We start from the raw sequence: 24,694 nt of genomic DNA on the forward strand, positions 1-24,694 counted from the left end.
ACCGGACAGCGCTTTCCCCGTGCTGGACCGTTGCCCTTGGCCAGGCACGGAGGCAGCTTCGGGTGGCCGAGTTCAGAGGGAAACGAAATGACCGAGATCACCGTCCGCCCGCTTGCGCAATCCGACCATGCCGACTGGCGGCGTCTGTGGACCGCCTATCTCACCTTCTACGAAACCAAGCTGCCGGAAACGGTTTACGCCGTCACCTGGAAGCGGCTGTTCACGGCGGGCGAGTTCGAGCCAAAAGGTTTCATCGCCACCCTCGACGGCAAGGCCGTCGGCCTGACGCACTATCTCTACCATCGCTCCTGCTGGTCGGAGATAAACAACTGCTACCTGCAGGACCTGTTCGCCGATCCCGATGTGCGCGGCAAGGGCGTCGGCGCCGCCCTGATCGAAGCGGTCAAGCAGGAAGCCGGCAAGATCGGCGTCAAGAACGTCTACTGGATGACGCACGAGACCAACACCACCGCGCGCAAGCTCTACGACCACGTGGCGCGGCGCACGGGCTTCATCGAATATGATTTGATGTGATGGCTGCCGACGATTGAAATAGCTACTGTTGCGCAATATATTGCGCATGATCAGGACTGCCCGTGCCGCTGATCGAGACCAACACGCGCAAGATCGTCACGACGCTTTTACGTGACGGCTGGGTGAACGTAGGCGGCGGCAAGCATGAGAAGTATGAGCATCCGGAGAGGCCGGAGACCATGATCATCGTGCCGCGGCATCGCGAACAATCTCTGGGTGTCGCGCGGTCGATCGCCCGGCTTGCTGGATGGATTTAAGGACGATCATGACGCACTATGTCGGAATTCTCGACGGCGCAAATGACGTCTGGGGAGTGCGGGTGCCCGATCTTCCCGGATGTCACGGTGGCGGCGCAAGTCCCGAGGAGGCGATCGCTGACGCCACGTCCGCCGTGCGCGAATGGGTCGAAGCACGCACGGCGAAACGCTTGCCCTTGCCGGTCCCCCATACGGTGGCGGAGTTGCTCCAACAGGGCGAACTCGACAGTGCCGCTGGTGAATCCGCGGTGATGATCCCTGTGTTGATCGATTCCGGACGACCAGTCCGGGCCAATCTGTCGCTCGACGCAGGCCTTCTAGCGGCGATCGACGAGGAGGCTAGCCGGCGTGGGCTGACGCGTTCCGCCTTCATCGCCAGCGCCGCACGGGAGAAGATCGAAGGTCACAGATAAAGTCGTACGATGTTCATCCCCTTCTTCCTCGAATTGAAGGCAGCGCGGGTTCCAGTCTCGCTCCGCGAATATCTGTCGCTGCTGGAGGGGCTGGAAGCCGGGCTGGTCGACTATGATGTCGAGGGCTTTTACTATCTCGCCCGCGCCGCTCTGGTGAAGGACGAGCGCCACATCGACCGCTTCGACCAGGTCTTTTCGCACATCTTTAAAGGTGTCGAGGCGCTGGCCGGCGAAGACCCGGTCGATGTCGCAAACATCCCGGAGGAATGGCTGCGGAGGCTCGCCGAAAAGCACCTGACCGACGAGGAGAAGAAACTGGTCGAGGCGCTGGGCGGCTTCGAAAAGCTGATGGAGACGCTGAAGAAGCGGTTGGAGGAGCAAAAGGGCCGGCATCAGGGCGGTTCGAAATGGATCGGCACCGGCGGCACCTCGCCCTTCGGCGCCTATGGCTACAATCCCGAAGGCGTGCGCATCGGCCAGCACGAAAGCCGCAACCGCCGCGCGGTAAAAGTCTGGGACAGGCGCGAGTTCAGGAATTTCGATGACGCCGTCGAACTCGGCACCCGCAACATCAAGGTCGCGCTGAAGCGCCTGCGCCGCTGGGTGCGCGAAGGCGCCGAAGAGGAATTCGACCTGCCCGGCACCATCCACGCCACCGCCGAGCACGGTTATCTTGACGTTAAGACACAACCCGAACGTCGCAATGCCGTCAAGCTGCTGATTTTCTTCGATGTCGGCGGCTCGATGGACGACCATATCAGGAGTGTCGAAGAGCTGTTCTCGGCCGCCCGCGCCGAGTTCCGCCAGCTCGAATATTTCTACTTCCACAACTGCCTCTACGAAGGGGTGTGGAAGGACAATCGCCGCCGCCATGCCGAGGTGATTCCGACCTTCGATCTCCTCCATAAATATGGCCCCGACTACAAGGTGATCGTCGTCGGCGACGCCTCGATGAGCCCCTATGAGATTGCCCAACCCGGCGGCTCGGTCGAGCACTGGAACAAGGAGGCCGGCGCCGTCTGGCTCGGCCGGCTGCTGCAGCAATGGCCGAACGCCATTTGGCTCAACCCCGAAGCCGAGAAGAACTGGGGCTATACCCATTCGATTGCCATGATCCGCGATATCTTTGGCGGCCGCATGTTTCCGCTGACGCTCGCCGGCCTCGAAGCCGCGACGAAGCAACTTTCAAGGAAGCACTGAATGGATCCACGCAAAACAGGACGGTCGACCTGTTTCCTTTGCCTGCAATGCGGTGTCCAGTTCGCGGCGACAGCGACGTCGCCGCGACATTGCCCGATCTGCGAGGACGAGCGGCAATATGTGCGCTGGGAGGGCCAGGCCTGGACCACGCCGGAAGAGCTCGCCGCCGGGTATCGGGTCGTGATCAAGGATGATGCCGGCGCGCTCGCTTTCGGCATCGAGCCGCGCTTCGCCATCGGCCAGCGGGCGTTGCTGGCGCAAACGCCGCACGGCAATGTGCTGTGGGACTGCATCTCGATGGTCAGCGACGAGGCGGTGGCGGAGATCAACCGCCGGGGCGGCCTGGCCGCCATCGCCATTTCGCATTGCCACTATTATTCGGCAATGGTCGAATGGAGCGAGGCGTTTGGCGGCGTGCCGATTTATCTGCACGCCGATGATCGTCAATGGATCATGCGGCCGCATCCGGCGATCATCAGCTGGGAAGGCGAGACGCGCGCCATAAACCCGTCGCTGACGCTCATCCGCTGCGGCGGCCACTTTGCCGGTGGCCAGGTGCTGCACTGGAAGCGCGATACCGGCAATGCCATCCTGGCCGGCGACATACTGCAGGTGACGCCGACGCGCCGTCATGTCAGCTTCATGTACAGCTATCCGAACTATATCCCGCTCAACGCGACGAAAGTGCTCGGCATCAAGGCTGCGCTGGAGCCTTTCGCATTCGACCATATCTACGGCGCATGGTGGAACCAGAACGTCATCGGAGGTGCAAAGGCGGCATTTTCATCATCGGTTGCGCGCTATCTCGCGGCCATCGCCTGAGGAATTTTTCGCAGCAGGACTTGGAAATACGGGCAAACGCCGTAACAAATGCCTATTTCAGGCGAAGTTGGGAAGGCAACCCAAATAGCGACATAAGCTAAGAGGAAAAAATGGACAGCCACACCTACCCCGTTACCCGCACCGACGCCGAATGGCGCGCCCGGCTGACGCCCGAGCAATATGCGGTGATGCGCAACCACGGCACCGAGCGGCCGGGAAGCTGCGCGCTGCTGTACGAGAAGCGCGCCGGCACCTTCTCCTGCGTCGGCTGCGACCAGCCCTTGTTTGAATCCAAGCTGAAATTCGAGAGCGGCACCGGTTGGCCGAGCTTCAACGATCCCGTGCCGGGCTCGGTCGAGACCACCGTCGACCGCAGCTACGGCATGGTCCGCACCGAGTGCCATTGTGCCCGCTGCGGCAGCCATCTCGGCCATGTCTTCGAGGACGGCCCGCCGCCGACCGGTCTGCGCTATTGCATCAACGGCGTGGCGCTCAAATTCGAGCCGGCCGCCTGATCGTCAGGCCACGACCACCAGGATCAGCCACAATGTGGCGCCAAGCGTCATCAGCGAGGCCTTGACGCCACTCGATGTTCCGGCAGTTCGCCAAACGGCAAAGGTCAGGAAGATATTGTAGGGTACCGGCGCGAAATGCACCGCCAGGACCAGCGCAAGCGGCAGCTTCAGCCCGAGCAGAATGAGTGCCGCCACCGACGACGCAACGTTGATCGCTGTGCCGACAATGACCAGGTCGCGCCAGAACAGCCGATCGAGCGGCACGCCGCCCAGCCAGCGTGAGCGGAAGAAAGCGGCAACGCGCGACATGATCGTCATCGATCCACCGGCTCCCTCGCCCTGCTCACCAGAGCAACCCTTCCACAAGGATTGCGTCTGGAACCCTGCTTTATTCCTGACCCAGAACTTCGGCAATCGCGCGCTCGAAACGCGAGGCTTCCGTCACCAGCCAATCGGTCATCGCCGGCCAATTGTCCTCGGCAAAACAATTCACCCGCCACATCGAATTGATGCCGAGGCCGTCGCAACTTTGTTCTGGCCTGAGCTTCAGCCGGTCTTCGATGGCCGGCTGGAACGGCTTCAGCCGCGACCAGGCTTGCGTGGCACCGAATTTCTCGTTGCGGCCGAAGAAGACGCCGACATGATTGTGCGCAGGCGCGACATACATTGAAATGACCAATGCGAAATCGGGCAGCCCACGCTGCCAGAACCACGGTCCGCGCCTCGCCAGCAGAGCCCTTTCATCCGGATGCCGTTCCGCGAACAGCGTCCAGAAGCTGCGTTGGCGGAATTCAGAGGCGCGGCGGGCGCCAAAATCGAATTCGCTCATGGTTCCAACCGTCGAGGGGCGCCGCAACCGGCGCCCAAGGCTGTTACCGGCTTACACCATTCCAAGCGCGGCCTTGTACAGATCGAGAATGGATTCCTCTTCCTGCCGCTCGGCCTGGTCCTTCTTGCGCAGCCGGATAATCGACCGCATCGCCTTGGTGTCGAAGCCGGTGCCCTTGGCCTCTGCGAACACTTCCTTGATGTCGTCGGCAATCGTCTTCTTCTCTTCCTCGAGCCGCTCGATGCGTTCGATGAAGGCGCGCAGCTGGCCGGCGGCAACAGTCTGGCTGGTCTCGGTGATGTCGTCGGCCATATTCTTCTCTCCGCGTCGTTTTCTCGCCGCGACTCGGGGGGGACCCGAGCGGCGAATTGCAGCGGTTCGATGCCCGACCGGGCGCGGCGGGTCAAGGTGCTATCGATGCGGCATGAAGGGGTTGGGCACGCCTTAAGGTGTGTAGAGATTCAGGTCAGGCCGAGCCGAAAACGATGGCTGCCGAGAACCGGAGCGGAGCGTACCTGAGTACGTGAGCACCGGAAGCGCAGGAAGCCGGCGTTTGCAGGCCGGCATCACCTGAATATCAGCACACCTTACCCGAATGCGATCAGCAGATCCTTGGCATCGATCTGGTCGCCGGCCTTGACCAGCACTTCGGCTATGGTGCCGTCGCGTTCGGCATGCAACGCCGTTTCCATCTTCATCGCTTCGATCGACAGCAGCACGTCGCCGGCCTTCACCGCCTGACCGGCAGCGACCGCAAGCGCCGAGACGACGCCAGGCATCGGCGCGCCGACATGCGCCTCGTTGCCCGGCTCCGCCTTGCGCCGCGCCTTGGCAGCGGACGCGCCATGCGCCCGGTCCGGCACCTTCACGCGGCGCGGCTGGCCGTTGAGCTCGAAGAACACGGTGACCATGCCCTTTTCGTCGACATCGCCCAGGGCAAGGCAGCGCACCACCAGCGTCTTGCCTTTTTCGATATCGACGAAAATCTCGTCTTCCGGCTTCATGCCGTAGAAATAGGTCGGCGTCGGCAGCACGCTGACCGGCCCGTAGGTCTCCTGCGCGGCGGCAAAATCCGAAAACACCTTCGGATACATCAGCCACGACGCGAACTCGAACTCGCTGAGCTTGCGCTCGAGCTTTTCCTCGACCTCCGTGCGACTGGCCTTGAGGTCCGCCGGTTTGAGCAGCGAGCCCGGCCGCACCGTGATCGGCTTTTCGCCCTTCAGCACCTTCTTCTGCAATGGCTTTGGCCAGCCGCCCGGCGACTGGCCGAGATCGCCGCGCAACATCGACACCACCGAATCCGGGAAGGCGATGTCCCTCGCCGGATTCTCGACATCGGCGACGGTCAGGTCCTGGCTCACCATCATCAGCGCCATGTCGCCGACGACCTTGGACGACGGCGTCACCTTGACGATATCGCCGAACATCAGATTGACGTCGTGATACGTCTGCGCCACTTCGTGCCAGCGTGTCTCCAACCCGAGCGAGCGCGCCTGTTCCTTGAGGTTGGTGAACTGCCCGCCCGGCATTTCGTGCAGATAGACCTCCGATGCCGGCCCCTTCAGGTCGCTTTCAAAGGCGGCGTATTGATTGCGCACCGCCTCCCAATAGAACGAGATGTTCCTGATCCATTGCGGGTCGAGGCCCGGATCGCGCTCGGTGCCTTTCAGCGCCTCGACGATCGAACCCAGGCACGGCTGCGAGGTGTTGCCCGATAGCGAATCCATCGCCGCGTCGATGGCGTCGACGCCGCTCTCCACCGCCGCCAGCACGGTTGCCGCCGACAGGCCGGATGTGTCGTGGGTGTGGAAGTGGATCGGCAGGTCCGTCGCCTCGCGCAGTGCCTTGAACAGCACGCGGGCCGCCGCCGGTTTCAAAAGCCCGGCCATATCCTTGACGGCGATGATATGGGCGCCTGCCGCCTGCAATTCCCTGGCCAGGCCGACATAGTATTTCAGATCGTATTTGGCCCGCGCCGGATCGAGTATGTCGCCGGTATAACAGATAGCCGCTTCGATCAGTCTGCCCTCGGCGCCGACCGCATCCATGGCGACGCGCATGTTGTCGACCCAATTCAGGCAATCGAAGACCCGGAACAGGTCGATGCCGCCGGCAGCGGCCTGGCGGACGAAATGCTGGACGACATTGTCGGGATAGTTGGTATAGCCAACGCCGTTGGCGCCGCGCAGGAGCATCTGCAGCAGAAGGTTGGGTGCTGCCTCGCGCACCAGCGACAGCCGCTCCCACGGGTCTTCGGTGAGAAAGCGCATGGCGACGTCGAATGTGGCGCCGCCCCAGCATTCGAGCGACAAAAGCTGCGGCAGAGCACGCGCATAGGTGCCGGCAATTCCGGCGATGTCATAGGTGCGCACACGCGTCGCGAGCAAGGATTGATGCCCGTCGCGCATTGTCGTGTCGGTGACCAGCACCTCTTTTTGTTCGCGCATCCACGCGGCGAATTTCTCCGGCCCGAGCACGTCGAGCTTCTGCTTGCTGCCGTGCGGCACATTGCCGTTGAGATATGGCACCACCGGCGGCGCCGCATCGGCCTTTGGCTGCGGCCGGCCGCGCGTCTCGGGATGACCATTGACCGAAACGTCGGCAAGATAGTTGAGCAGCTTGGTCGCGCGGTCCTGCCGTTTCACGCTGGCGAACAGTTCCGGCGTCGTGTCGATGAACTTGGTGGTGTAGGAATTGTCGGCGAAGCTCGGGTGATTGATGATCGCCTCGAGAAAGGTGAGGTTGGTCGCCACGCCGCGGATGCGGAATTCGCGCAGCGCCCGGTTCATGCGGGCGATGGTTTCGGCCGGCGTCGGCGCCCAAGCCGTTACCTTTTCCAGCAGCGGATCGTAGAAGCGGGTGATGACCGCCCCCGAATAGGCGGTGCCGCCATCAAGGCGGATACCGAAGCCGGTGGCGCCGCGATAGGCGGTGATGCGGCCGTAGTCGGGGATGAAATTATGCTCGGGATCTTCCGTGGTGATGCGGCACTGCAGGGCGTGACCGTTGAGCCTGATGTCCTTCTGCGCCGGAACGCCCGATTCCGCCGTGCCGATGGCAAAGCCGTCGAGGATATGGATCTGCGCCTTGACGATGTCGATGCCGGTCACCTGTTCGGTGACGGTGTGCTCGACCTGGATACGCGGATTGACCTCGATGAAGTAGAATTTTCCGGTGTCGGCATCCTGGAGGAACTCGACCGTGCCGGCGCCGATATAGCTGGTTTCGCGCGCGATCCTCAGCGCATAGCCGCAAAGCTCCTCGCGCTGCGGCATTTCAAGATACGGCGCCGGCGCCCGCTCGACCACTTTCTGGTTGCGGCGCTGGATCGAACAATCGCGCTCGAACAGGTGCACGGCGTTGCCATGCGTGTCGCCCAGTACCTGCACCTCGACATGGCGGGCGCGCTCGATCAGCTTTTCGAGATAGACCTCGTCCTTGCCGAAAGCCGCCTTTGCCTCACGCTTGCCTTCCATCACCTCGCGGGGGAGATCGGCCTCGGAGCGGACGGCGCGCATGCCGCGGCCGCCGCCGCCCCAGGATGCCTTGAGCATCACCGGGTAGCCGATCGTCTTGGCAAGTTCCTTTACCGCCGCCATGTCGTCCGGCAAGGGATCGGTCGCGGGAATTACCGGCACGCCGACTTCGATCGCGAGATTGCGGGCGGCGACCTTGTTGCCCAGCCGGCGCATCGTATCGGGCTTTGGTCCGATGAAGATGATGCCGGCCTTGGCACAGGCCTCGGCGAATTCCGGGCTCTCCGACAGCAGCCCGTAACCCGGATGGATGGCATCGGCGCCCGAAAGCCTGGCGACGCGGATAACCTCCTCGATCGACAGATAGCTTTCGATCGGCCCCATATCCCTGGTCAAATGCGGCCCGCGCCCGACCTGGTAGCTTTCGTCGGCCTTGAAGCGATGCAGGGAGTATTTGTCCTCCTCTGCCCAGATCGCCACGGTTTTGAGGCCGAGTTCATTGGCCGCGCGGAAGACGCGGATGGCTATTTCGGAGCGGTTGGCGACAAGGATCTTCGAGATTGCCAAGGACAGGGCTCCGGACGGGGAAGGGAACTGCCGGACATGATTAGCGCGAAAATGCTGCAGTGCAAACAAAATCGAAAAGAGGGATTAAACCGATTTAGTTCGATCGGTCACGCTGACACATTGCGTGTCGGTCCGGAGAACGCCTGGGCAGTTCCGATCCAGGCTTTCGGGAAACTCCTATAAAAAATGCCCGGCGCGAGGCGCCGGGCATTTTCATGTAGCAACGTCCGGTTATTTGCCGGGTGCGTTCTCGACATAGGTGTATTTGCCGTCGTCACCCTTCTTCCAGGTGTACATGACGTAGTCCGGACGGGTGATATCGCCCTTCGCGTCGTAGCCGATCTCGCCGATCGCGGTCTTCCAGGGGCCGGCCGACTTGATGGTCTCGGCTACCTTCTGAGCGTCATCGGCTGAACCGGTCTTGGTAATGGCGGCCGCGATGATTTCCATCGCTGCGTAGGAGTAGAGGGTGTAGGCCTCGGGCTCGAAGCCGGCCGCACGGAACTTCTCGACGAGTTCCTTGGCGTTCGGATTCTTGCGCGGATCCGGAGCGAACGTCATCAGCGTGCCCTCGACGGCGTCGCCCGCGATGGAGGCCAATTCGTTCGACACGATGCCGTCGCCGGACATGAAGGTTGCCTTGAGGCCCTGGTCGGCGAGCTGGCGTATGATCAGGCCGGCTTCGGTGTGCAGGCCGCCATAGTAGACGACCGTGACGCCCGCGTCCTTCATCTTGGCGATGAGGGCCGAGAAATCCTTGTCGCCGACATTGATGCCTTCATACATGGCCTCAGTCACGCCGTTGGCTGCGAGCGCCTTCTTGGTTTCGTCGGCGAGGCCCTGGCCATAAGGCGTCTTGTCATGGATGACAGCGATCTTGGCATCCTTGAAGTTCGCGGCGAGATAGTCGCCGGCGACCTTGCCCTGCTGATCGTCACGTCCGCAGGTGCGGAAGGTGTTCCACATGCCACGTTCGGTCAACTTCGGATTGGTCGCGGCCGGGGTGATCTCAAGGATGCCGTTCTCGGCGTAGACTTCCGAGGCCGGGATCGAGACGCCGGAGTTGAAGTGGCCATCGACGTACTTGACGCCGTCGGCGACGAACTTGTTGGCGACCGAGATGCCTTGCTTGGGATCGGAGACGTCGTCGCCGACTTCAAGCTTGAGCTGCTGGCCAAGAACGCCGCCCGCCGCATTGATATCGGCGACTGCCTGTTCGGCACCCTTCTGAAGTTGGGCACCGAACGCCGCGTTCGGACCGGTGATCGGACCGGCAACGCCGATCAGGATGTCAGCCCACGCGTTGCCGCTGAACGCGACAAGCGCGGTCAGGGCGACGGCGGACAAAAGTGACTTTTTCATTGAAACGCTCCCATTTACCGAGTGGGCGTGGATGTTGCTTTCATGCGATGCCCACTCTTGCTCGCAGAAAGAGTACTTTGCCGATTTTCAGGCACTTGTCACGCCGATTCATCCCTGAAACGCCGTTAATGATAAATGTCAACCTTTTGGTTTCCAGCTCAAAAGAGAGGCTCTTTCGTAAAGCCAATTATACTGCGTTACCATCTGGTTGGTGCGCGTGTATTGGTAGCCAATGAAGCCCAATATCATCAGCACGATGGTATCGACCACGTAGTAATGCAGCGAAAACATCGTTCCGCCGAACAGCGCATGATGGATGAATCTTACGCCGATGCCGAGCCCCAGCATATAGGCGAATAGCTGGGCGAAGCTGCGCCATGTTTGGGCACACGCCTTGCCCGTCATCCAGGCCGCCCAGCCACCGAGCAGGCAGGTGACGAAAAAGAACTGCCAGATCGAGGGTTCCTCATAGAGAATGCCCTGCATAATGCCCTGCATGATGAAGTCTCCTGAAACTCAGTGATGGCCGCCCTCGAGATAGGCGGCGCGCACTTCCGGATTGGCGAGCAGTTCCTTGCCGGTGCCGCTCATCGTCACATTGCCGTTGACCATGACATAGCCGCGCGTGGCGAGCTTCAGTGCGCCGAAGGCGTTCTGCTCGACCAGGAACACGGTCAGTCCCTGCGTGCGGTTTAGCTCGCGAATGGCGTCGAAGATCTGCTTGACGATCAGCGGCGCCAGGCCTAGCGACGGCTCATCCAGCAAGAGCAGCTTCGGCCTTGCCATCAGCGCGCGGCCGATCGACAGCATCTGCTGCTCGCCGCCCGAAAGTGTGCCGCCTCGTTGGCCGACGCGTTCCTTGAGCCGCGGGAACAGCGTGAAGACCCTTTCGACGTCCTCGTCGTAATGCTTGAGACCGTCGAGGCTGGCGCCCATCTGCAGGTTTTCCATCACCGTCATGCGCGGAAAGATGCGCCGGCCCTCCGGCGACTGCGCGATACGCATGCGCGCGATCTCGTGGGTCGGCATCTGGGTGATATCGGTGCCGGCGAAAGTGATGGTGCCGGCACGAGCGCGCGGAGCACCGAAGATGGTCATCATCAGTGTCGACTTGCCGGCGCCGTTGGCGCCGATCAGCGCCACGATCTCGCCCTGTTTGACGGTGACGTCGACGCCGTTCAGCGCCCTGATGTTGCCGTAGTAGGTCTGGACGCCCTTGATATCGAGCAGCGTTGTGCCGGCCATTATTTCCGCCCTCCGCGCCGATTAGAGGTGCCGGGAGTTTTCGGCTTCGCCGGAGCCTTGCCCGGCTTTGCCGTGGAAGATTTCGTGGCCGATTTGGCTTTGGCCGATCCGGACTTTGCAGCAGCGCTCGACCTTGCATCGATCTGCCCGGCTTTCGAAGCGCCCTTTGACACGGTGACGCGTTCGCCCTCGCTATGGCCGACCGTATCGGCCACCGGTCCGGCGAGATAGGAAGACGATGTGCCCGGGCCGTGTGCATAATCCGGACCGGTATCCAGTTGCTCGATGACGTCTTCGTCACCGACCTCGGTCAGCACCGTCTCGACTTCCTCGTCTTCGACACCGAGATAGGCGGCGATGACGCGCGGGTCGGTGCGTACCGATTGCGGGTTGCCGTCGGAGATCTTGCGCCCGTATTCGAGCACGACGACATGGTCTGAAATCTGCATGACCACCGCCATGTCGTGCTCGATCAAAAGGATCGACGTGCCGGTGTTGTCCTTGATGTCCATCAGCAGCGCATTGAGTGCCGCCGATTCCTTCGGATTAAGGCCGGCAGCCGGCTCGTCGAGGCACAGAAGCTCAGGGCCGGTGCACATGGCGCGAGCAATTTCGAGCCGTCGCTGCGCGCCATATGGCAGATCGCCGGCAGGATCGTCGGCGCGGTCGACGAGATCGGCCTTCTCCAGCCAGTGCTCGGCCAGTTCAACCGATTCCGCCGAAGCCTGTCTGTATCCGCTATAGCCGAACAGGCCGAGAATAGTATAGCCGGACGCCTTCATCAGCTTGTTGTGCTGGGCGACCAGAAGGTTCTCCAGCAGCGTCATGCCCGAGAACAGGCGGATGTTCTGGAAGGTGCGCGCCACCTTGGCACGCGCCGGGATCTCATGGTTCGGCAAGCGTTCGAGCAGGAAGGTCGAGCCGTCGCGCCGGTTGAGCGTGATCATGCCTTCCGACGGCTTGTAGAAACCGGTGATGCAATTGAACACGGTGGTCTTGCCGGCGCCGTTGGGACCGATCAGCGCGGTGATCTCGCCACGTTTGGCCTGGAACGACAAATCGCCGATGGCGATGAGACCGCCGAACTTCATCGACAGATGCTCGACCTGCAGGATGGCATCGTTCACGGAGGGGCTCGCATTCATCAGCCGTGTCCCTCCTTGGTGAAGGACCCGGACACCGCCCTGCGCACCTTGAGGAAGGCTGTCGGCTCGCGGCTGCCGACGAAGCCACGCGGCTTCCACAGCATGACGATGACCATGGCCATGCCGAACAACAGCATGCGATAAAGCTCCGGCGTAAAGTCGGGGCCGAACCCGGGTATGACCTTGATGTTGCCCCAACTCAGGCCGGTCTTGAGGAAATCCAGTTCGCGCAGGATTTCGGTGCCGCCGATCATCACCATGGCGGCGACGGCAATGCCGACCAGCGAGCCCATGCCGCCAAGCACGACGATGGCAAGGATGATCGCCGATTCCAGGAAGACGAAGGATTCCGGGCTGACGAAGCCTTGCCGCGCGGCGAAGAACGAGCCGGCGAAGCCGCCGAACATCGCGCCCGTGGCAAAGGCCGTGAGCTTGGTGGTGGTGGTGTTGATGCCGAGCGAGCGGCAGGCGATCTCGTCCTCGCGCAGCGCTTCCCAGGCGCGGCCGACCGGCAGGCGCCTGAGCCTCACCGTGACGAAGGCGGTCAGCAGGCAGAGTCCAAGGATCAGGTAGTAGAGGAAGATCTTGTAGTAGGCGCCGGACTGCGCGATGCCGAGCACCTTGGCGATGTAGTTCGGGTCGGAGACGTTGAACGACATCAGGCCGAAGAAAGAGACCTTCGGGATGCCGGAAATCCCGGCCGAGCCGTTGGTCACTTCGCGCCAGTTGATGATCACCAGCCTTATGATCTCGCCGAAAGCGAGCGTCACGATCGCCAGATAGTCACCGCGCAGGCGCAGCACAGGGAAGCCCAGCATCACGCCCCAGAATGCGGCCATCAGGCCGGCGGCGGGCAGCAGGATCCAGAAGGAAAGGCCGAAATGCGTGCCGAGCAGCGCATAAGCATAGGCACCGACGGCGTAGAAGGCGACATAGCCGAGGTCGAGCAGGCCGGCCAAACCAATAACGATATTCAACCCCCAGGCCAGCATCACGTAGATCAGGATCTGGATGCCGAAATTGTCGACATACTTCAGCGAACCCTGGAAACCGACCGCCATGGACCCGGCATATAGCGCCAGCACCAACACCACGACGATCGGGTAGAGCGCCAGTGCGGTTATGCCCAATGCCGAGAAATGAGCATGAATGAAGGCCCGGAAACGATAAATCAGCCACGCCAGCGCATAGATGATTGCGAGCGCCCGCAGGAACCGCACAAAATCGGAAATTTCCGGCCCTAAGGCCTCGGTCAGGAAGCCACTGAGCGCGAGCAGAATGACGGCGACGGCGAGCGCCACGATGAACGCGGGAAGGCGGAAGAATCGCGAAGCCAGGCTGACCGGCAGCAGGCCGGTGGCGACGTCGACGATCTTCTGGTTCGCCAGGAAGGGTTGGCCATAGGCGACGTAAAGGAAGCGTCCGGCCATGGTGGCGATCACGACGCCGGCGAGCAAGCCCCAGCGCTGCACGAGGATCAGTTCGTTGGAAATGTTCTGGTCGGTCTTCAGGCCGATGAACAGGACGAACAGGCCGAGCGCGATGGCGCCGGCATAGAGCGCTTCGCGAAAAGCGCGCTGGACCGGGGTGGCGACGACGGTGCTTTCCGGAGATACGGTAACCGCCATGATCTCAGACCTTTTCGACTTCTGGCCGGCCGAGAATGCCGGAAGGCAGGAAGATCAGTACGATCGCCAGGATGGAGAAGGCGGCGACGTCCTTGTAATCGATCGAGAAATAAGCCGACCACATGCTTTCGATGAAGCCAATCATCAGCCCGCCGAGCACGGCGCCGGGCAGTGAGCCGATGCCGCCGAGCACCGCGGCAGTAAATGCCTTCACACCGGGCGTAAAGCCGTCGGAAAACACCACCACACCGTAGTACATCAGGAACAAAGTGCCGGCGACGGCGGCAAGGGCGGCGCCCATGATGAAGGTGATCGAGATGGTGCGGTCGACGTCGATGCCAAGCAGTGCGGCCATCTTGCGGTCCTGCTCGCAGGCGCGCTGCGCCCGGCCGAGCGAAGTCTTGTTGACCAGGTACCAGAACAACGCCAGCAGGACTATGGTGACCAGGACGATGATGATCTGCTTCAGCGAGACGCTGATGCCTTCGATGTTGTAGACCTTGGACACCATTGGCGGGACCGGCTTGTTGCGCGGCCCTTGCGTCACCTGGACGAAATTGGACAGCGCAATCGACATGCCGATCGCGGTGATCAGCGGCGCCAGCCGGAATGAACCGCGCAAAGGCCGGTAGGCCACCTTCTCGATCGTCCAGTTATACAGGCTGGTCAGCAGCATCGCGACGATCATCATGATCAGCAGCGCAATGACGATCGGCAGCGAATAGAACAATGCACCGAGGATAAGGAAAACGATGAGCGCGGTGAAAGCGCCGATCATAAAAATGTCGCCATGGGCGAAATTGATCATGCCGATGATGCCGTAGACCATCGTATAGCCGATCGCTATCAGCCCATAGATCGATCCCAGCGTCAGCCCATTGATAAGCTGCTGGACAAAGTACTGCATGCTGTCGTGGCTCCCCTGGAATGTCGCCCATGCAGACGCATTCCTTTTCGTATTTCCCCTAGTCGTAAAGTTTCGAGCCCGGATTGCAACGTGATTTTTCGATCATTATGCGTGTTTTCGCCGCACGCCGTCCGATTGCCCGTTTTGTTCCCGTCCGACCCCTGGACCATCGCGAACCCTACCATTGGCCTAACGCAATGTCTTTGACGATTCAATCGCAGCATGCGCTCTATTTCGAAGAAATCGGCGTCAAAATAAGTTGATGAGCGGGATCGTTGCGTGATCGATCGCAATTCGTTTGCGCTCTCTTTCTTTCCCTTGCGTCAGTAATTTCCCTATTTGACGACGAAGCCGTGCGCGAACGGGTCGCGGTCGTCGATGAAGATCGTGTTCAATCCGGTCATCCGCGCCCAGCCGCCGATCGACGGAATGATTGCCGGGTTGCCGGCGACGGTGACCTCTTTCTCCACCCTGCCCTTGAACAGCGACCCGATGATCGATTCATGGACGAAGTCCTCGCCAACCCCAAGCTTGCCCTTGGCGTGAAGCTGCGCCATGCGCGCCGAGGTGCCGGTGCCGCAGGGCGACCGGTCGATTGCCTTGTCGCCATAGAAGACGGCGTTCCGGGCATCGGCTTGCGGGTTGGTCGGCGCGCCGGTCCACAATATGTGCGACAGCTTGTTGATGCCGGGATTCTCCGGATGCACGAAGGTATATTTTTCGTTGAGCCGTTGCCGCACCACCGGGCTCCAGGCGATCAGGTCGCCGGCCGAATGCTCGGCCATGTCGCGATAGTTCTTTTGCGGTTCGACGATGGCGTAGAAATTGCCGCCATAGGCGACATCGACGCTGATTTCGCCGAGCCCGGGGCACTCGACCGTCAGTCCCTCGGCGTAGAGGAAGGACGGCACATTGGTAATGCGAACCTCCTCGACATAGTCGCCGACTTGGCTGTACTCGGCTACGACCACGCCCGCCGGCGTATCCAGCCTGAGCACGCCCGGTGTCTTCGGCTTGATCAGCCCATGCTCGACCGCAAAAGTTACCGTGCCGATGGTGCCATGGCCGCACATCGGCAGGCAGCCCGAGGTTTCGATGAACAGGATGGCGATGTCGCAATCCTCGCGCGTCGGTGGATAGAGGATCGAGCCGGACATCACGTCATGGCCGCGCGGCTCGAACATCAGGCCGGTGAGAATCCAGTCATATTCGGCCAGGAAATGCGCTCGCCGCTCCATCATCGTCGAGCCCTTGAGCAAAGGCCCACCGCCGGCGACCAGCCGCACCGGATTGCCGCAGGTGTGGCCGTCTATGCAGAAGAAGGAATTCTTGGCCATGCCGGCTCCCAACTGAATGTCTTCGAACTCAAAACCGTTGCGGGCTGAACGGGCCGAGATCGAGCGATGGACTCTGCCCGAGAACAAGTTCGCGGATCAAGCGCCCGGTCGCCGCGGCCTGGGTCAGGCCGAGGTGACCATGGCCGAAACCATACACAACCGACGGCGTTTGTTGCGACCGCCCGATCACCGGCAGCGAATCCGGCAGCGACGGTCGGAAGCCCATCCATTCGCGGCCATTGGCCGGATCCAGCCCCGGCAGGAATTTCTGCGCCTTTTCGAGCAGCGCTTTCGAGCGCGCATAATTGGGCGGCCTCTCTAGGCCGCCGAGCTCGACAGCGCCGCCAACGCGCAAGCCCGTCTCGAGCGGCGTGATGACGAAGCCATGCCCGGAAAAGATCAATTGCCGCCTTACGTCGAAGGCAGTCTTCGGCAACGTCGTGTTGTAGCCACGCTCGGTCTCCAGCGGGATGCCGTCGCCGAGATGTCTCGCCAGCAGATGCGACCAGGCCCCGGCAGCAATGACGACGTGCTTCGCCCGTCGCCTCGTGCCGTCGGCCGCGGTCAGGATCGCGCCGTCCTGTCCCGCCTCGACACGCTCGATCCGGGCCTTTTCGAACCCGGCGCCCAACCCCTCGGCATAGGCCCACAAGGCCTTTCCAAGCAGCTTGGGATCGGCGACGGTTTTCCACCCCGGCACGAACGTTCCCTTGACGAAGCGCGGCGACAGGCCGGGCTGCAGGGCTGTGAGAGCCCTACCCTCGACATGGCTGAAGCCGATGCCGAAGCGCTGCCGTGCCGCCCAGCCGGGCAGCGAAGCCTTGAACTCGGCCTCGCTTTCGTAGAGTTCGAGCGAGCCGTCCTCGTGCAGCATCGGCCGTGTGCCGGAACGGTCGAGCAAGCCCATCCATTCCGCCTCGGCGAGCTTCATCATCCCGGCCTGCGCGGCAAGGCCGGCTTCATAGCGGTCGCTTCGGCCGGCACGCCAGAAGCGGACCAGCCAGGGCAGCAGCTTCGGCAGATAGGCGGGCGGAATGCTGAGCGGGCCGAGCGGGTCGGCGAGCCATTTCGGCAACTGCCTGATCATGCCCTTGTGGGCCAGCGGCAGCACGTCGGAGAAGGCAAAGGCGGCGGCATTGCCGGAACTGGTCTCCTCGCATATCCCTGTCCGATCGAAGATCGTGACGTTTCGGCCCGCCTCGGCCAGAAAGGCGGCGGCACAGATGCCGATAATGCCGCCACCAATGATGGCGACATCGAGCGTAGCATTGTCATTCATTGCCATGCGCCGCGCTGCACATCTGCAAATGCCATCAAAGCGACTGGATCAGAATGCCGGCAGCTCTGGCCGCACCGCCAGCGCATCCCTGACGATCTTTTCGACTGTCTTGCGCCGCTCGCCCGACAATGGCTGGCGCGGCATGCGCACGCGGTCGTTGGTGTTGATCGCCAAGACTTCGGCGAGCTTGATGTTCTGCACCAGATAGGTCGAGACGTCGAGGTCGAGCAGCGGCCGGAACCAGCGGTAGATCTTCAATGCCTCCTCGCGGCGGCCCTGCCTCATCAGCTGGTAGATCGCGACGGTCTCGCGCGGGAACGCGGTGACCAGGCCCGCCACCCAGCCGATGGCGCCGACCGACAGCGCCTCGAAGGCAAGATTATCGACGCCGGTGAACAGGTCGTAGCGATCGCCGAGACGGTTGATGATCTCGGTCGAGCGGCGGATGTCGTCGGAGGACTCCTTGATGGCAACGAAGCGCTGGTCTTTCGCCAACTCCTCCATCTGGTCGACAGTGACGTCGACGCGATAAGCAAGCCGGTTGGAGTAGATCATCACCGGCAGATCACCGGCCGCGGCGACGGCGCTGAGTGCCGCGACCGTCTCCTCGGCATTGGTATGGTAGATCGGGCTCGGCACCACCATCAAACCATTGGCGCCTTCCTTGGCGGCGCGGCGCGCGATCGCCGCCGCCTCGCGTGTACCGGCCTCGTTGACCGTCAACAGCACCGGCTTCTTGCCGGCGACCTTCTGCGCGGTCTTCAGCACCGCGATCTTCTCGTCATGCGACAGCATCGGGCCTTCGCCAAGCGAGCCGCAGACGATGATGCCGTCACAGCCGGCCTCCATCTGCAGCGCAAAGCAGCGCTCCATCTCGGCGTGGTCGAGGCTGTCGTCCTCGGTGAATTTGGTCGTAACGGCGGGGAAGACTCCGGCCCACATGTCGATCGCTCCATCTGATATATCAGTCGTATATTTCTTAAGAAGCCGGCTGTCAACATTGAATCCGCTATGATATATCAACAATATATCAGGAGATGCCGCATTGGTATATGACAGCCCGGGCTCCGAGCCGGCAACTGCGAAGGCCTACCGCAGGCTCGAGCACATGATCGTAACGCTCGAACTGGCGCCGGCGAGCTTCATCACCGAGGGGGCGCTGATCGACAGGCTCGGCCTCGGCCGCACCCCGGTTCGCGAAGCGATCCAGCGGCTGGCCTGGGAGGGGCTGCTTGAGGTCCGGCCGCGCGCCGGCATCGCCATCGCGCCGCTTCACCCCGGCGACTGGCTGCGTGTCCTCGACGCCCGCCGTGGCGTCGAGGTGGTGCTTGCCCGCTCGGCCGCCCGCTTCGTCACCCGCGAGGCCGCCGACCTGTTTCATGACGCTGCCCTTGCCATGCAAAAGGCGGTGATTTCGGAAAATGTGTTTTACTTCATCCAGGCCGACAAGGCGCTCGACGAAGCGCTGGCGCTGGCTGCCGACAACCCGTTCGCCGCGCGCCTGGCGGCGCCCTTGCAAACCCACAGCCGCCGCTTCTGGTTTCGCTACAAGGCCGACACCGGCTTGGCCGAATCCGCCGAGCACCACGTCGCGCTGATCCGCTCGATCCTCGCCGGCGACGAAGAGGCCGCGGCCAAGGACGCCAAGCGGCTGATGGCGCTGCTGCGCGGCCACGCTGAGGCAGCGGCTACGCGCTGACGCCGCCCGCTCCCTCATGAGTTTTGGCCGGGCAGGGCCTCTACGCTTTCCCAATTTTCGCCGGCTGCGACAATGCAGCTTCTGCCGGCGACGTCGGTCACGATGACCGTCCAGCTTCCGCTATCGGCGACAAAAACTTCCATGACCGCCTCCTGACCGATCAGTCCGAGAGCAAACTGTTTTTCCTGGAAATTCTCAGTCAGGTGGGCGACGAGGGCGCCATGTTCAACGCAGTATTGATATTGGGCGCTTGCGGCATTCGTACCCACCGCGAATAAGCCAGCAAAAGCTACGGTCTTCACCCATCCTAACAGCGATTTGCGTGCCATAGGGCACCTCCTTTGCCATCACGATCCGGCAAAGGGAGGTGATTGACGGCCTCATTTTGCCGGAGCGATCCAGGCCGGTTCCGGCGTCATCATCGCGTCGCTCCTTTCCGTGTTCCGGTCTGCCGTCAGCGGGAACGATTCTGGATGTTCTCGCTATGTTCGATATATGGTATCGCTAACGAAAAATAGCAAGCGATGCGCGCCTTAAGCGGGCGCGGGGAGATCCGTTTCAAGGTCGCCGAGAATAAGGCCGCTGCCCGGCTACCGTGCCGAGGCTGCGGCCAGGTGAATAGGAAAGGCCTACTTCAGGTGCCTGGCAGCGCCGCTATCGTCATCGCGCTCTCCCAGCCTTCGCCGACTGAAATCACGCAGCTTTGACCTTTTGTGTCGCTGGCGAGGATGGTCCATGTGCCTTTGTCGGAAACGAAGACTTCAAGCACCACATTCGGATTGACGACGCCGACCGCGCTAGGGTTTTCATGAAACTTCTCGCCGAGCGCCTTGACCATATCGGCGCGTGCCGCACATTGCTCGGCAGCCATTGCCGGGACGGCGGAAAGCGCCATCGCAGCGCAAGCTATAGTCGCCATGAGACGTGTCATCTGACACCTCCTTTGCGCCGGACGATATCCCCCGGAGCCGTCACCAGCGCCGTTGGTTGATCTGCCAGCGTGTCCTTCGCGGCAGGACTGCAACCTAAGAAGATTGCTGCCTTCTTGGTTCCATCACATTAGTGTTCATGCCGATGAAGACCGCGACAAAAAGGCCCGAGCTTGGTGCCCGGGCCTTGTCTGCTTTCCGCGATTTGGATCAGTTCATCGTCGGGATGACGAACTCGGCACCATCCTTCACGCCGCCCGCGCGCCCGAAGCCGAAGGCAAGGACGCACAGACAGAGAACCGTCCGGCTAATTCATCGTCGGGATGACGAACTCGGCACCATCCTTCACGCCGCCCGCGCGCCCGAAGCCGAAGGCGAGGACGCACAGACAGAGAACCGTCCGGCTAATTCATCGTCGGGATGACGAACTCGGCGCCATCCTTCACGCCGGACGGCCAGCGCGACGTTACCGTCTTTGTCTTGGTGTAGAAGCGGAACGCGTCCGGCCCGTGCTGGTTGAGGTCACCGAAGGAGGACGCCTTCCAGCCGCCAAAGGTGTAGTAGGCGATCGGCACCGGGATCGGCACATTGATGCCGACCATGCCGACCTGGACCCGTGAGGCGAAGTCGCGCGCCGCATCGCCGTCGCGGGTGAAGATGGCGACGCCATTGCCCATTTCGTGCTCGTTGGCGAGCTTGATGGCGTTCTCGTAGGTTGGCGCGCGCACCACCGACAGCACCGGCCCGAAGATCTCTTCCTTGTAGATGCGCATGTCGGCGGTCACGTTGTCGAACAGGCAGCCGCCCATGTAGTAGCCGTTCTCGTAGCCCTGCATGGAAAAGCCGCGGCCGTCGACGACCAGCTTGGCACCTTCCTTGACTCCGATATCGACATAACCCTTGACCCGCTCCAGCGCCTGCGCCGTGACCAGCGGGCCGAAATCGGCGGAAGAATCCGTCGACGGACCGACCTTCAGGCTCTCGACGCGCGGCACCAGTCTTTCCATCAGCCGGTTGGCGGTGTCGTTGCCGACCGGGACGGCCACCGAGATCGCCATGCAGCGCTCGCCGGCCGAGCCGTAGCCGGCGCCGATCAGCGCGTCGACGGTCTGGTCCATGTCGGCATCCGGCATGATGATCATGTGATTCTTGGCGCCGCCGAAGCACTGCACGCGCTTGCCGGCCGCGCAGCCGCGCGAATAGATGTACTGGGCGATCGGTGTCGAGCCGACGAATCCGATAGCCTTGATGTCGGGATCGTCGAGGATGGCGTCGACCACTTCCTTGTCGCCGTTGACGACGTTAAGGATGCCGGCAGGCAGGCCGGCCTCGATGAACAGTTCGGCAATCCGCATCGGCACGCCCGGATCGCGCTCGGACGGCTTGAGAATGAAGGCATTGCCGCAGGCGATGGCCGGCGCGATCTTCCACAGCGGGATCATCGCCGGAAAATTGAACGGCGTGATGCCGGCGACGACGCCGAGCGGCTGGCGCATCGAATAGACGTCGATGCCGGGGCCGGCGCCATCGGTGAACTCGCCCTTCATCATATGCGGCGCACCGATGCAGACCTCGACCACTTCGAGGCCGCGCTGGATGTCGCCCTTGGCGTCGGCGATGGTCTTGCCGTGTTCGCGCGCCAATATCTCGGCTAGCGCGTCATACTCCTTGGCGACCAGCTCGAGAAACCGCATCAGGACGCGTACGCGCCGCTGCGGATTGGTCGCCGTCCAGCCAGGCTGTGCCGCCTTGGCGTTTTCGACCGCCGCGCGCAATTCCGCCTGCGACGCCAACGCCACCGTGCCGCGCACTGTGCCATCCATCGGCTGCATGACGTCCTGCTTGCGGCCGCTGGTTCCGGCGACGCGCTTGCCGCCGATGAAATGACCGTATTCGATCATGATCTCTCTCCCTGGTTCGTGATGAGGCATTGTCCGCCTTTGCGGGAGCGATGGCAACGCGAGCGAAAACGCAACCGTTGTGCAGAAAATAGAGTGCGAGCGGTGCCTGTGCATTAAATCGCGCAAATGGTAGAGATGTGCGGTGTACGCCATGGGATTGAGAAATTGAGTTTCTTCGCGCCCCCCTCTGTCCTGCCGGACATCTCCCCCACTTGGGGGGAGATCGGCTGTCATATCCGCTTTCGCCAACCAGCAACGTTGCAAGAAAGTCGCCGCCGGAGCGGCCGGCCGATCTCCCCCCAAGTGGGGGAGATGCCCGGCAGGACAGAGGGGGGCGCCGTAGAGCGCTGCTGTAATCGTTATCATCCGGACCATCCCGATGAACTGGGATGATGCCCGCATCTTCCTTGCCGTGGCGCGGGCCGGCCAGATCCTGGGCGCTGCCAGGCGGCTGGAGCTTAATCACGCGACCGTCTCGCGCCGCATTGCCGCCCTCGAGGATGCGCTCAGGACAAAACTGTTTCGCCGGCTTACCACCGGCAGCGAGCTGACGCCGGCGGGCGAGCGTTTCCTCGAGATCGCCGAACGCATGGAGGGCGACATGATCGCCGCGCGCTCGACTGTTTCAGGCGAAGGCGACGACGTCTCGGGCACCGTGCGCATCGGCGCGCCGGACGGTTTTGGCGTCGCCTTCTTGGCCAGGCGCCTCGGCGCGCTGACCGCTCTACACCGTGAGCTCACCATCCAGCTCGTGCCGGTGCCACGCTCCTTCTCTTTGTCCCGGCGCGAGGCCGACATTGCCATCACCGTCGAACGGCCGACGGAAGGCCGCCTGGTGGCGGGAAAGCTGGTCGACTACACGCTCGGCCTGTTCGCGTCGCGGGCCTATGCCGACACGCATGGCCTGCCCGGAACCGCCGCCGAGCTAGGCCAGCATACGCTGATCGGCTACGTGCCGGACCTGATCGTCAGTCCCTCGCTCGACTACGCGGCCGAATTCAGCGCCGACTGGCGCACCAGCTTCGCCATTTCCTCAGCGCTCGGCCAGGCCGAAGCGGTGCGTTCCGGTGCCGGCATCGGCATACTGCACACCTTCGTTGCCCGCTCGATGCCGGAGCTGGTGCCCCTCGATATCGTCGCACCCATCCGCCGCGCCTACTGGCTGGTCTATCATGAATCGGTCAGGCCGCTGCGCCGCGTCCAGATCGTCTCGAGCTTCATCACCAAGGCCGTCGAACGGGACAGGGGTTTGTTCGCGTGAAGCCTATCGGCCGCTGGCTGTCTTAGGCTGCTGGGGTCTTACTTGGCGTATCGTCCCGGCCCGAGATCGCCGACGTCGATGTCTGGCACCCGGCTGGAGATGATGTCGGCCAGAACCTTGGCCGAGCCGCAGGCCATGGTCCAGCCGAGTGTGCCATGGCCGGTATTGAGATAGAGATTGGAGAAATCTGTGCGGCCGATCAGCGGCGGCCCGTCCGGTGTCATCGGCCGCAGCCCGCACCAGAAGGTCGCCGACCGCATGTCGCCGCTGCCCGGAAACAGGTCGCCGACCGAATGTTCGAGCGTGCGCCGCCGCGATTCGTGCAGCCGCAGGTCGAAGCCGGAAATCTCCGCTGTGCCGCCGACCCGGATACGGTCGCCGAGCCGGGTGATCGCTACCTTGTAGCTCTCGTCCATCACGGTCGAGACGGGTGCGGCGGCGGCGTCCTTGATCGGCAGGGTGATCGAATAGCCCTTGACCGGATAGACCGGGATGGGCCGCTTCAGCATGCGCATGAACCACGCCGAATAGCTGCCCATCGCCATCACATAGGCATCAGCGACCATCCAGCCCTTGCTGGTGCTGATATTGGTGATGCGATCGCGCTTCTTGACGACGCGCCGTATCTCCGTGTCGTATTCGAAGGTGACGCCGCGTGCCGCGCAAAGCTCGGCAAGCCTGTCGGTGAACATCTTGCAGTCGCCGGTTTCGTCGCCCGGCAACCGCAGGCCACCGACGAATTTTTCGCGCACGCCGGCCAGCCCAGGCTCGGCCGCAATGCAGCCGTCGGGGTCGAGGACCTCGTAGGGGACGCCATAGGTCTTCAGCACCTCGACATCGCCGCCGACGCCGTCGAGCTGCTTTTGCGTTCGGAAGAGCTGCAGCGTGCCCTTGGCGCGCTCGTCGTAGGCGATGCCGGTCGCCTCGCGCAGCGCCTTCAGCGTGTCGCGACTGTACTCGGCCAGCGGCACCATGCGCGCCTTGTTCAGCGCGTAGCGTTCAGCCGTGCAATTGCGCAGCATCTTGACCAGCCATATCCACATATGCGGATCGAGGGCCGGTCGCACCACCAGTGGACCGTGCTTCATCAAAAGCCATTTGATGGCCTTCAGCGGAACGCCGGGCCCGGCCCAGGGCGAGGCATAGCCGGGCGAGATCTCGCCGGCATTGGCAAAGCTGGTTTCCAGCGCCGGGCCTTTCTGGCGATCGATCACCGTCACCTGATGGCCGGCCTCGGCAAGAAAATAGGCGGTGGTGACCCCGACCACGCCGCCGCCCAGCACGAAGATCTTCATCGTTTGGTTCTCCGCGGCGGCACCTCGTCGGGATTCGAGAGCGGGATCATCGCCGCCTTCTGTCTGCCGGATTCTGTGGCGTCAGCCAAG

24 protein-coding genes and 1 pseudogene are annotated in these 24,694 nt (G+C 62.4%); 8 read left to right on the forward strand and 17 right to left on the reverse strand.

What is annotated here, in order from left to right:
* The first annotated feature begins 87 nt into the window (after positions 1-87).
* From NKH21_RS13740 to msrB, 6 genes are all read left to right on the forward strand, one after another.
* The gene (locus NKH21_RS13740; RefSeq protein ID WP_352666120.1) at positions 88-534 is read left to right on the forward strand and encodes a GNAT family N-acetyltransferase; all 447 of its coding nucleotides are present in this window, start codon (positions 88-90) and stop codon (positions 532-534) included.
* A 62-nt stretch (positions 535-596) separates the two neighbouring features.
* Positions 597-791 carry a type II toxin-antitoxin system HicA family toxin gene (locus NKH21_RS13745; protein ID WP_352865559.1) on the forward strand — a complete coding sequence of 65 codons (195 nt, stop codon included), beginning with the start codon at positions 597-599 and terminating at the stop codon, positions 789-791.
* Between the two features lie 8 nt (positions 792-799).
* Positions 800-1,204 (forward strand): type II toxin-antitoxin system HicB family antitoxin, encoded by a 405-nt coding sequence (locus NKH21_RS13750; protein WP_352666116.1) that lies wholly within the window; start codon positions 800-802, stop codon positions 1,202-1,204.
* Between the two features lie 9 nt (positions 1,205-1,213).
* Entirely contained in the window at positions 1,214-2,404 is a 1,191-nt protein-coding gene (locus NKH21_RS13755) for a vWA domain-containing protein (RefSeq protein WP_352666114.1), read from the forward strand.
* Entirely contained in the window at positions 2,405-3,226 is an 822-nt protein-coding gene (locus NKH21_RS13760) for an MBL fold metallo-hydrolase (protein WP_352666112.1), read from the forward strand.
* Between the two features lie 110 nt (positions 3,227-3,336).
* A complete protein-coding gene (msrB, locus tag NKH21_RS13765) occupies positions 3,337-3,741 on the forward strand; it encodes a peptide-methionine (R)-S-oxide reductase MsrB (RefSeq protein WP_287151808.1) in 405 nt (134 codons plus the stop codon).
* Between the two features lie 3 nt (positions 3,742-3,744).
* Here msrB and NKH21_RS13770 read toward each other — a convergent pair whose 3' ends face one another.
* The 13 genes and pseudogenes from NKH21_RS13770 to NKH21_RS13830 all read right to left on the reverse strand — a co-directional run bounded on the left by NKH21_RS13770 (position 3,745) and on the right by NKH21_RS13830 (position 18,461).
* Positions 3,745-4,059: a hypothetical protein gene (locus NKH21_RS13770; protein ID WP_352666110.1), complete on the reverse strand. Its 315-nt coding sequence runs from the start codon at positions 4,057-4,059 to the stop codon at positions 3,745-3,747.
* 70 nt (positions 4,060-4,129) lie between these two features.
* The gene (locus tag NKH21_RS13775) at positions 4,130-4,570 is read right to left on the reverse strand and encodes a hypothetical protein (RefSeq protein ID WP_352666109.1); all 441 of its coding nucleotides are present in this window, start codon (positions 4,568-4,570) and stop codon (positions 4,130-4,132) included.
* Between the two features lie 51 nt (positions 4,571-4,621).
* Positions 4,622-4,882: a DUF2312 domain-containing protein gene (locus NKH21_RS13780; protein ID WP_023719653.1), complete on the reverse strand. Its 261-nt coding sequence runs from the start codon at positions 4,880-4,882 to the stop codon at positions 4,622-4,624.
* 275 nt (positions 4,883-5,157) lie between these two features.
* On the reverse strand, positions 5,158-8,616 hold the full coding sequence (gene pyc / locus NKH21_RS13785) for a pyruvate carboxylase (RefSeq protein ID WP_352666108.1): 3,459 nt from the start codon (positions 8,614-8,616) through the stop codon (positions 5,158-5,160).
* Positions 8,617-8,847: 231 nt separating this feature from the next.
* Positions 8,848-9,978, reverse strand: a complete 1,131-nt coding sequence (locus NKH21_RS13790) for a branched-chain amino acid ABC transporter substrate-binding protein (RefSeq protein WP_352666107.1) — start codon at positions 9,976-9,978, stop codon at positions 8,848-8,850.
* A gap of 138 nt (positions 9,979-10,116) precedes the next feature.
* Positions 10,117-10,464: a DUF6867 family protein gene (locus NKH21_RS13795; protein ID WP_254816421.1), complete on the reverse strand. Its 348-nt coding sequence runs from the start codon at positions 10,462-10,464 to the stop codon at positions 10,117-10,119.
* A gap of 30 nt (positions 10,465-10,494) precedes the next feature.
* On the reverse strand, positions 10,495-11,223 hold the full coding sequence (locus NKH21_RS13800) for an ABC transporter ATP-binding protein (RefSeq protein WP_254816420.1): 729 nt from the start codon (positions 11,221-11,223) through the stop codon (positions 10,495-10,497).
* Between the two features lie 8 nt (positions 11,224-11,231).
* Positions 11,232-12,368: pseudogene (locus NKH21_RS13805) on the reverse strand (ABC transporter ATP-binding protein); the annotation flags it as partial.
* A complete protein-coding gene (gene livM, locus NKH21_RS13810; protein WP_352666106.1) occupies positions 12,368-13,996 on the reverse strand; it encodes a high-affinity branched-chain amino acid ABC transporter permease LivM in 1,629 nt (542 codons plus the stop codon). The gene livM and the pseudogene NKH21_RS13805, both read right to left, overlap by 1 nt.
* 4 nt (positions 13,997-14,000) lie before the next feature.
* Positions 14,001-14,903, reverse strand: a complete 903-nt coding sequence (locus tag NKH21_RS13815; protein ID WP_352666105.1) for a branched-chain amino acid ABC transporter permease — start codon at positions 14,901-14,903, stop codon at positions 14,001-14,003.
* Positions 14,904-15,238: 335 nt separating this feature from the next.
* Complete coding sequence (locus NKH21_RS13820; protein WP_352865565.1) at positions 15,239-16,240, reverse strand: 4-hydroxyproline epimerase; 1,002 nt, start codon at positions 16,238-16,240, stop codon at positions 15,239-15,241.
* A gap of 28 nt (positions 16,241-16,268) precedes the next feature.
* The gene (locus NKH21_RS13825; RefSeq protein ID WP_352666103.1) at positions 16,269-17,519 is read right to left on the reverse strand and encodes an NAD(P)/FAD-dependent oxidoreductase; all 1,251 of its coding nucleotides are present in this window, start codon (positions 17,517-17,519) and stop codon (positions 16,269-16,271) included.
* 48 nt (positions 17,520-17,567) lie between these two features.
* Positions 17,568-18,461: a dihydrodipicolinate synthase family protein gene (locus NKH21_RS13830; RefSeq protein ID WP_352666102.1), complete on the reverse strand. Its 894-nt coding sequence runs from the start codon at positions 18,459-18,461 to the stop codon at positions 17,568-17,570.
* Positions 18,462-18,627: 166 nt separating this feature from the next.
* On the opposite strand from NKH21_RS13830, the gene NKH21_RS13835 reads away from it, so the two are divergent.
* Positions 18,628-19,218, forward strand: coding sequence for a GntR family transcriptional regulator (locus NKH21_RS13835; protein ID WP_502895519.1), 591 nt, complete (start codon positions 18,628-18,630; stop codon positions 19,216-19,218).
* Positions 19,219-19,232: 14 nt separating this feature from the next.
* Here the strand turns inward: NKH21_RS13835 and NKH21_RS13840 are convergent, their stop codons facing one another.
* The 3 genes from NKH21_RS13840 to NKH21_RS13850 form a co-directional block, all read right to left on the reverse strand.
* Positions 19,233-19,547, reverse strand: a complete 315-nt coding sequence (locus NKH21_RS13840) for a hypothetical protein (RefSeq protein WP_352465658.1) — start codon at positions 19,545-19,547, stop codon at positions 19,233-19,235.
* Positions 19,548-19,852: 305 nt separating this feature from the next.
* Entirely contained in the window at positions 19,853-20,149 is a 297-nt protein-coding gene (locus tag NKH21_RS13845) for a hypothetical protein (protein ID WP_352450871.1), read from the reverse strand.
* Positions 20,150-20,551: 402 nt separating this feature from the next.
* Complete coding sequence (locus NKH21_RS13850; protein WP_352666101.1) at positions 20,552-22,048, reverse strand: CoA-acylating methylmalonate-semialdehyde dehydrogenase; 1,497 nt, start codon at positions 22,046-22,048, stop codon at positions 20,552-20,554.
* 379 nt (positions 22,049-22,427) lie between these two features.
* Between NKH21_RS13850 and NKH21_RS13855 the strand changes: the two genes are divergently transcribed.
* Positions 22,428-23,309 carry a LysR family transcriptional regulator gene (locus tag NKH21_RS13855; RefSeq protein WP_352666100.1) on the forward strand — a complete coding sequence of 294 codons (882 nt, stop codon included), beginning with the start codon at positions 22,428-22,430 and terminating at the stop codon, positions 23,307-23,309.
* A 38-nt stretch (positions 23,310-23,347) separates the two neighbouring features.
* Here NKH21_RS13855 and NKH21_RS13860 read toward each other — a convergent pair whose 3' ends face one another.
* Positions 23,348-24,676, reverse strand: coding sequence for a D-amino acid dehydrogenase (locus NKH21_RS13860; RefSeq protein ID WP_352666238.1), 1,329 nt, complete (start codon positions 24,674-24,676; stop codon positions 23,348-23,350).
* Between the last annotated feature and the right edge of the window lie 18 nt (positions 24,677-24,694).

Source organism: Mesorhizobium sp. M1329, from assembly GCF_040318035.1.
In the GTDB taxonomy this organism is placed as follows: Bacteria; Pseudomonadota; Alphaproteobacteria; order Rhizobiales; family Rhizobiaceae; genus Mesorhizobium.

Coding starts and splice junctions, on each gene's coding strand:
- NKH21_RS13800 (WP_254816420.1), bottom strand. CDS start 11,223: ATGGCCGGCACAACGCTGCTCGATATCAAGGGCGTCCAGACCTACTAC.
- livM (WP_352666106.1), bottom strand. CDS start 13,996: ATGGCGGTTACCGTATCTCCGGAAAGCACCGTCGTCGCCACCCCGGTC.
- NKH21_RS13850 (WP_352666101.1), bottom strand. CDS start 22,048: ATGATCGAATACGGTCATTTCATCGGCGGCAAGCGCGTCGCCGGAACC.
- NKH21_RS13790 (WP_352666107.1), bottom strand. CDS start 9,978: ATGAAAAAGTCACTTTTGTCCGCCGTCGCCCTGACCGCGCTTGTCGCG.
- NKH21_RS13855 (WP_352666100.1), top strand. CDS start 22,428: ATGAACTGGGATGATGCCCGCATCTTCCTTGCCGTGGCGCGGGCCGGC.
- NKH21_RS13775 (WP_352666109.1), bottom strand. CDS start 4,570: ATGAGCGAATTCGATTTTGGCGCCCGCCGCGCCTCTGAATTCCGCCAA.
- NKH21_RS13820 (WP_352865565.1), bottom strand. CDS start 16,240: ATGGCCAAGAATTCCTTCTTCTGCATAGACGGCCACACCTGCGGCAAT.
- NKH21_RS13780 (WP_023719653.1), bottom strand. CDS start 4,882: ATGGCCGACGACATCACCGAGACCAGCCAGACTGTTGCCGCCGGCCAG.
- NKH21_RS13770 (WP_352666110.1), bottom strand. CDS start 4,059: ATGACGATCATGTCGCGCGTTGCCGCTTTCTTCCGCTCACGCTGGCTG.
- NKH21_RS13740 (WP_352666120.1), top strand. CDS start 88: ATGACCGAGATCACCGTCCGCCCGCTTGCGCAATCCGACCATGCCGAC.
- NKH21_RS13825 (WP_352666103.1), bottom strand. CDS start 17,519: ATGAATGACAATGCTACGCTCGATGTCGCCATCATTGGTGGCGGCATT.
- NKH21_RS13835 (WP_502895519.1), top strand. CDS start 18,628: ATGATCGTAACGCTCGAACTGGCGCCGGCGAGCTTCATCACCGAGGGG.
- NKH21_RS13750 (WP_352666116.1), top strand. CDS start 800: ATGACGCACTATGTCGGAATTCTCGACGGCGCAAATGACGTCTGGGGA.
- NKH21_RS13815 (WP_352666105.1), bottom strand. CDS start 14,903: ATGCAGTACTTTGTCCAGCAGCTTATCAATGGGCTGACGCTGGGATCG.
- NKH21_RS13760 (WP_352666112.1), top strand. CDS start 2,405: ATGGATCCACGCAAAACAGGACGGTCGACCTGTTTCCTTTGCCTGCAA.
- NKH21_RS13845 (WP_352450871.1), bottom strand. CDS start 20,149: ATGACACGTCTCATGGCGACTATAGCTTGCGCTGCGATGGCGCTTTCC.
- NKH21_RS13795 (WP_254816421.1), bottom strand. CDS start 10,464: ATGCAGGGCATTCTCTATGAGGAACCCTCGATCTGGCAGTTCTTTTTC.
- NKH21_RS13840 (WP_352465658.1), bottom strand. CDS start 19,547: ATGGCACGCAAATCGCTGTTAGGATGGGTGAAGACCGTAGCTTTTGCT.
- NKH21_RS13830 (WP_352666102.1), bottom strand. CDS start 18,461: ATGTGGGCCGGAGTCTTCCCCGCCGTTACGACCAAATTCACCGAGGAC.
- msrB (WP_287151808.1), top strand. CDS start 3,337: ATGGACAGCCACACCTACCCCGTTACCCGCACCGACGCCGAATGGCGC.
- NKH21_RS13755 (WP_352666114.1), top strand. CDS start 1,214: ATGTTCATCCCCTTCTTCCTCGAATTGAAGGCAGCGCGGGTTCCAGTC.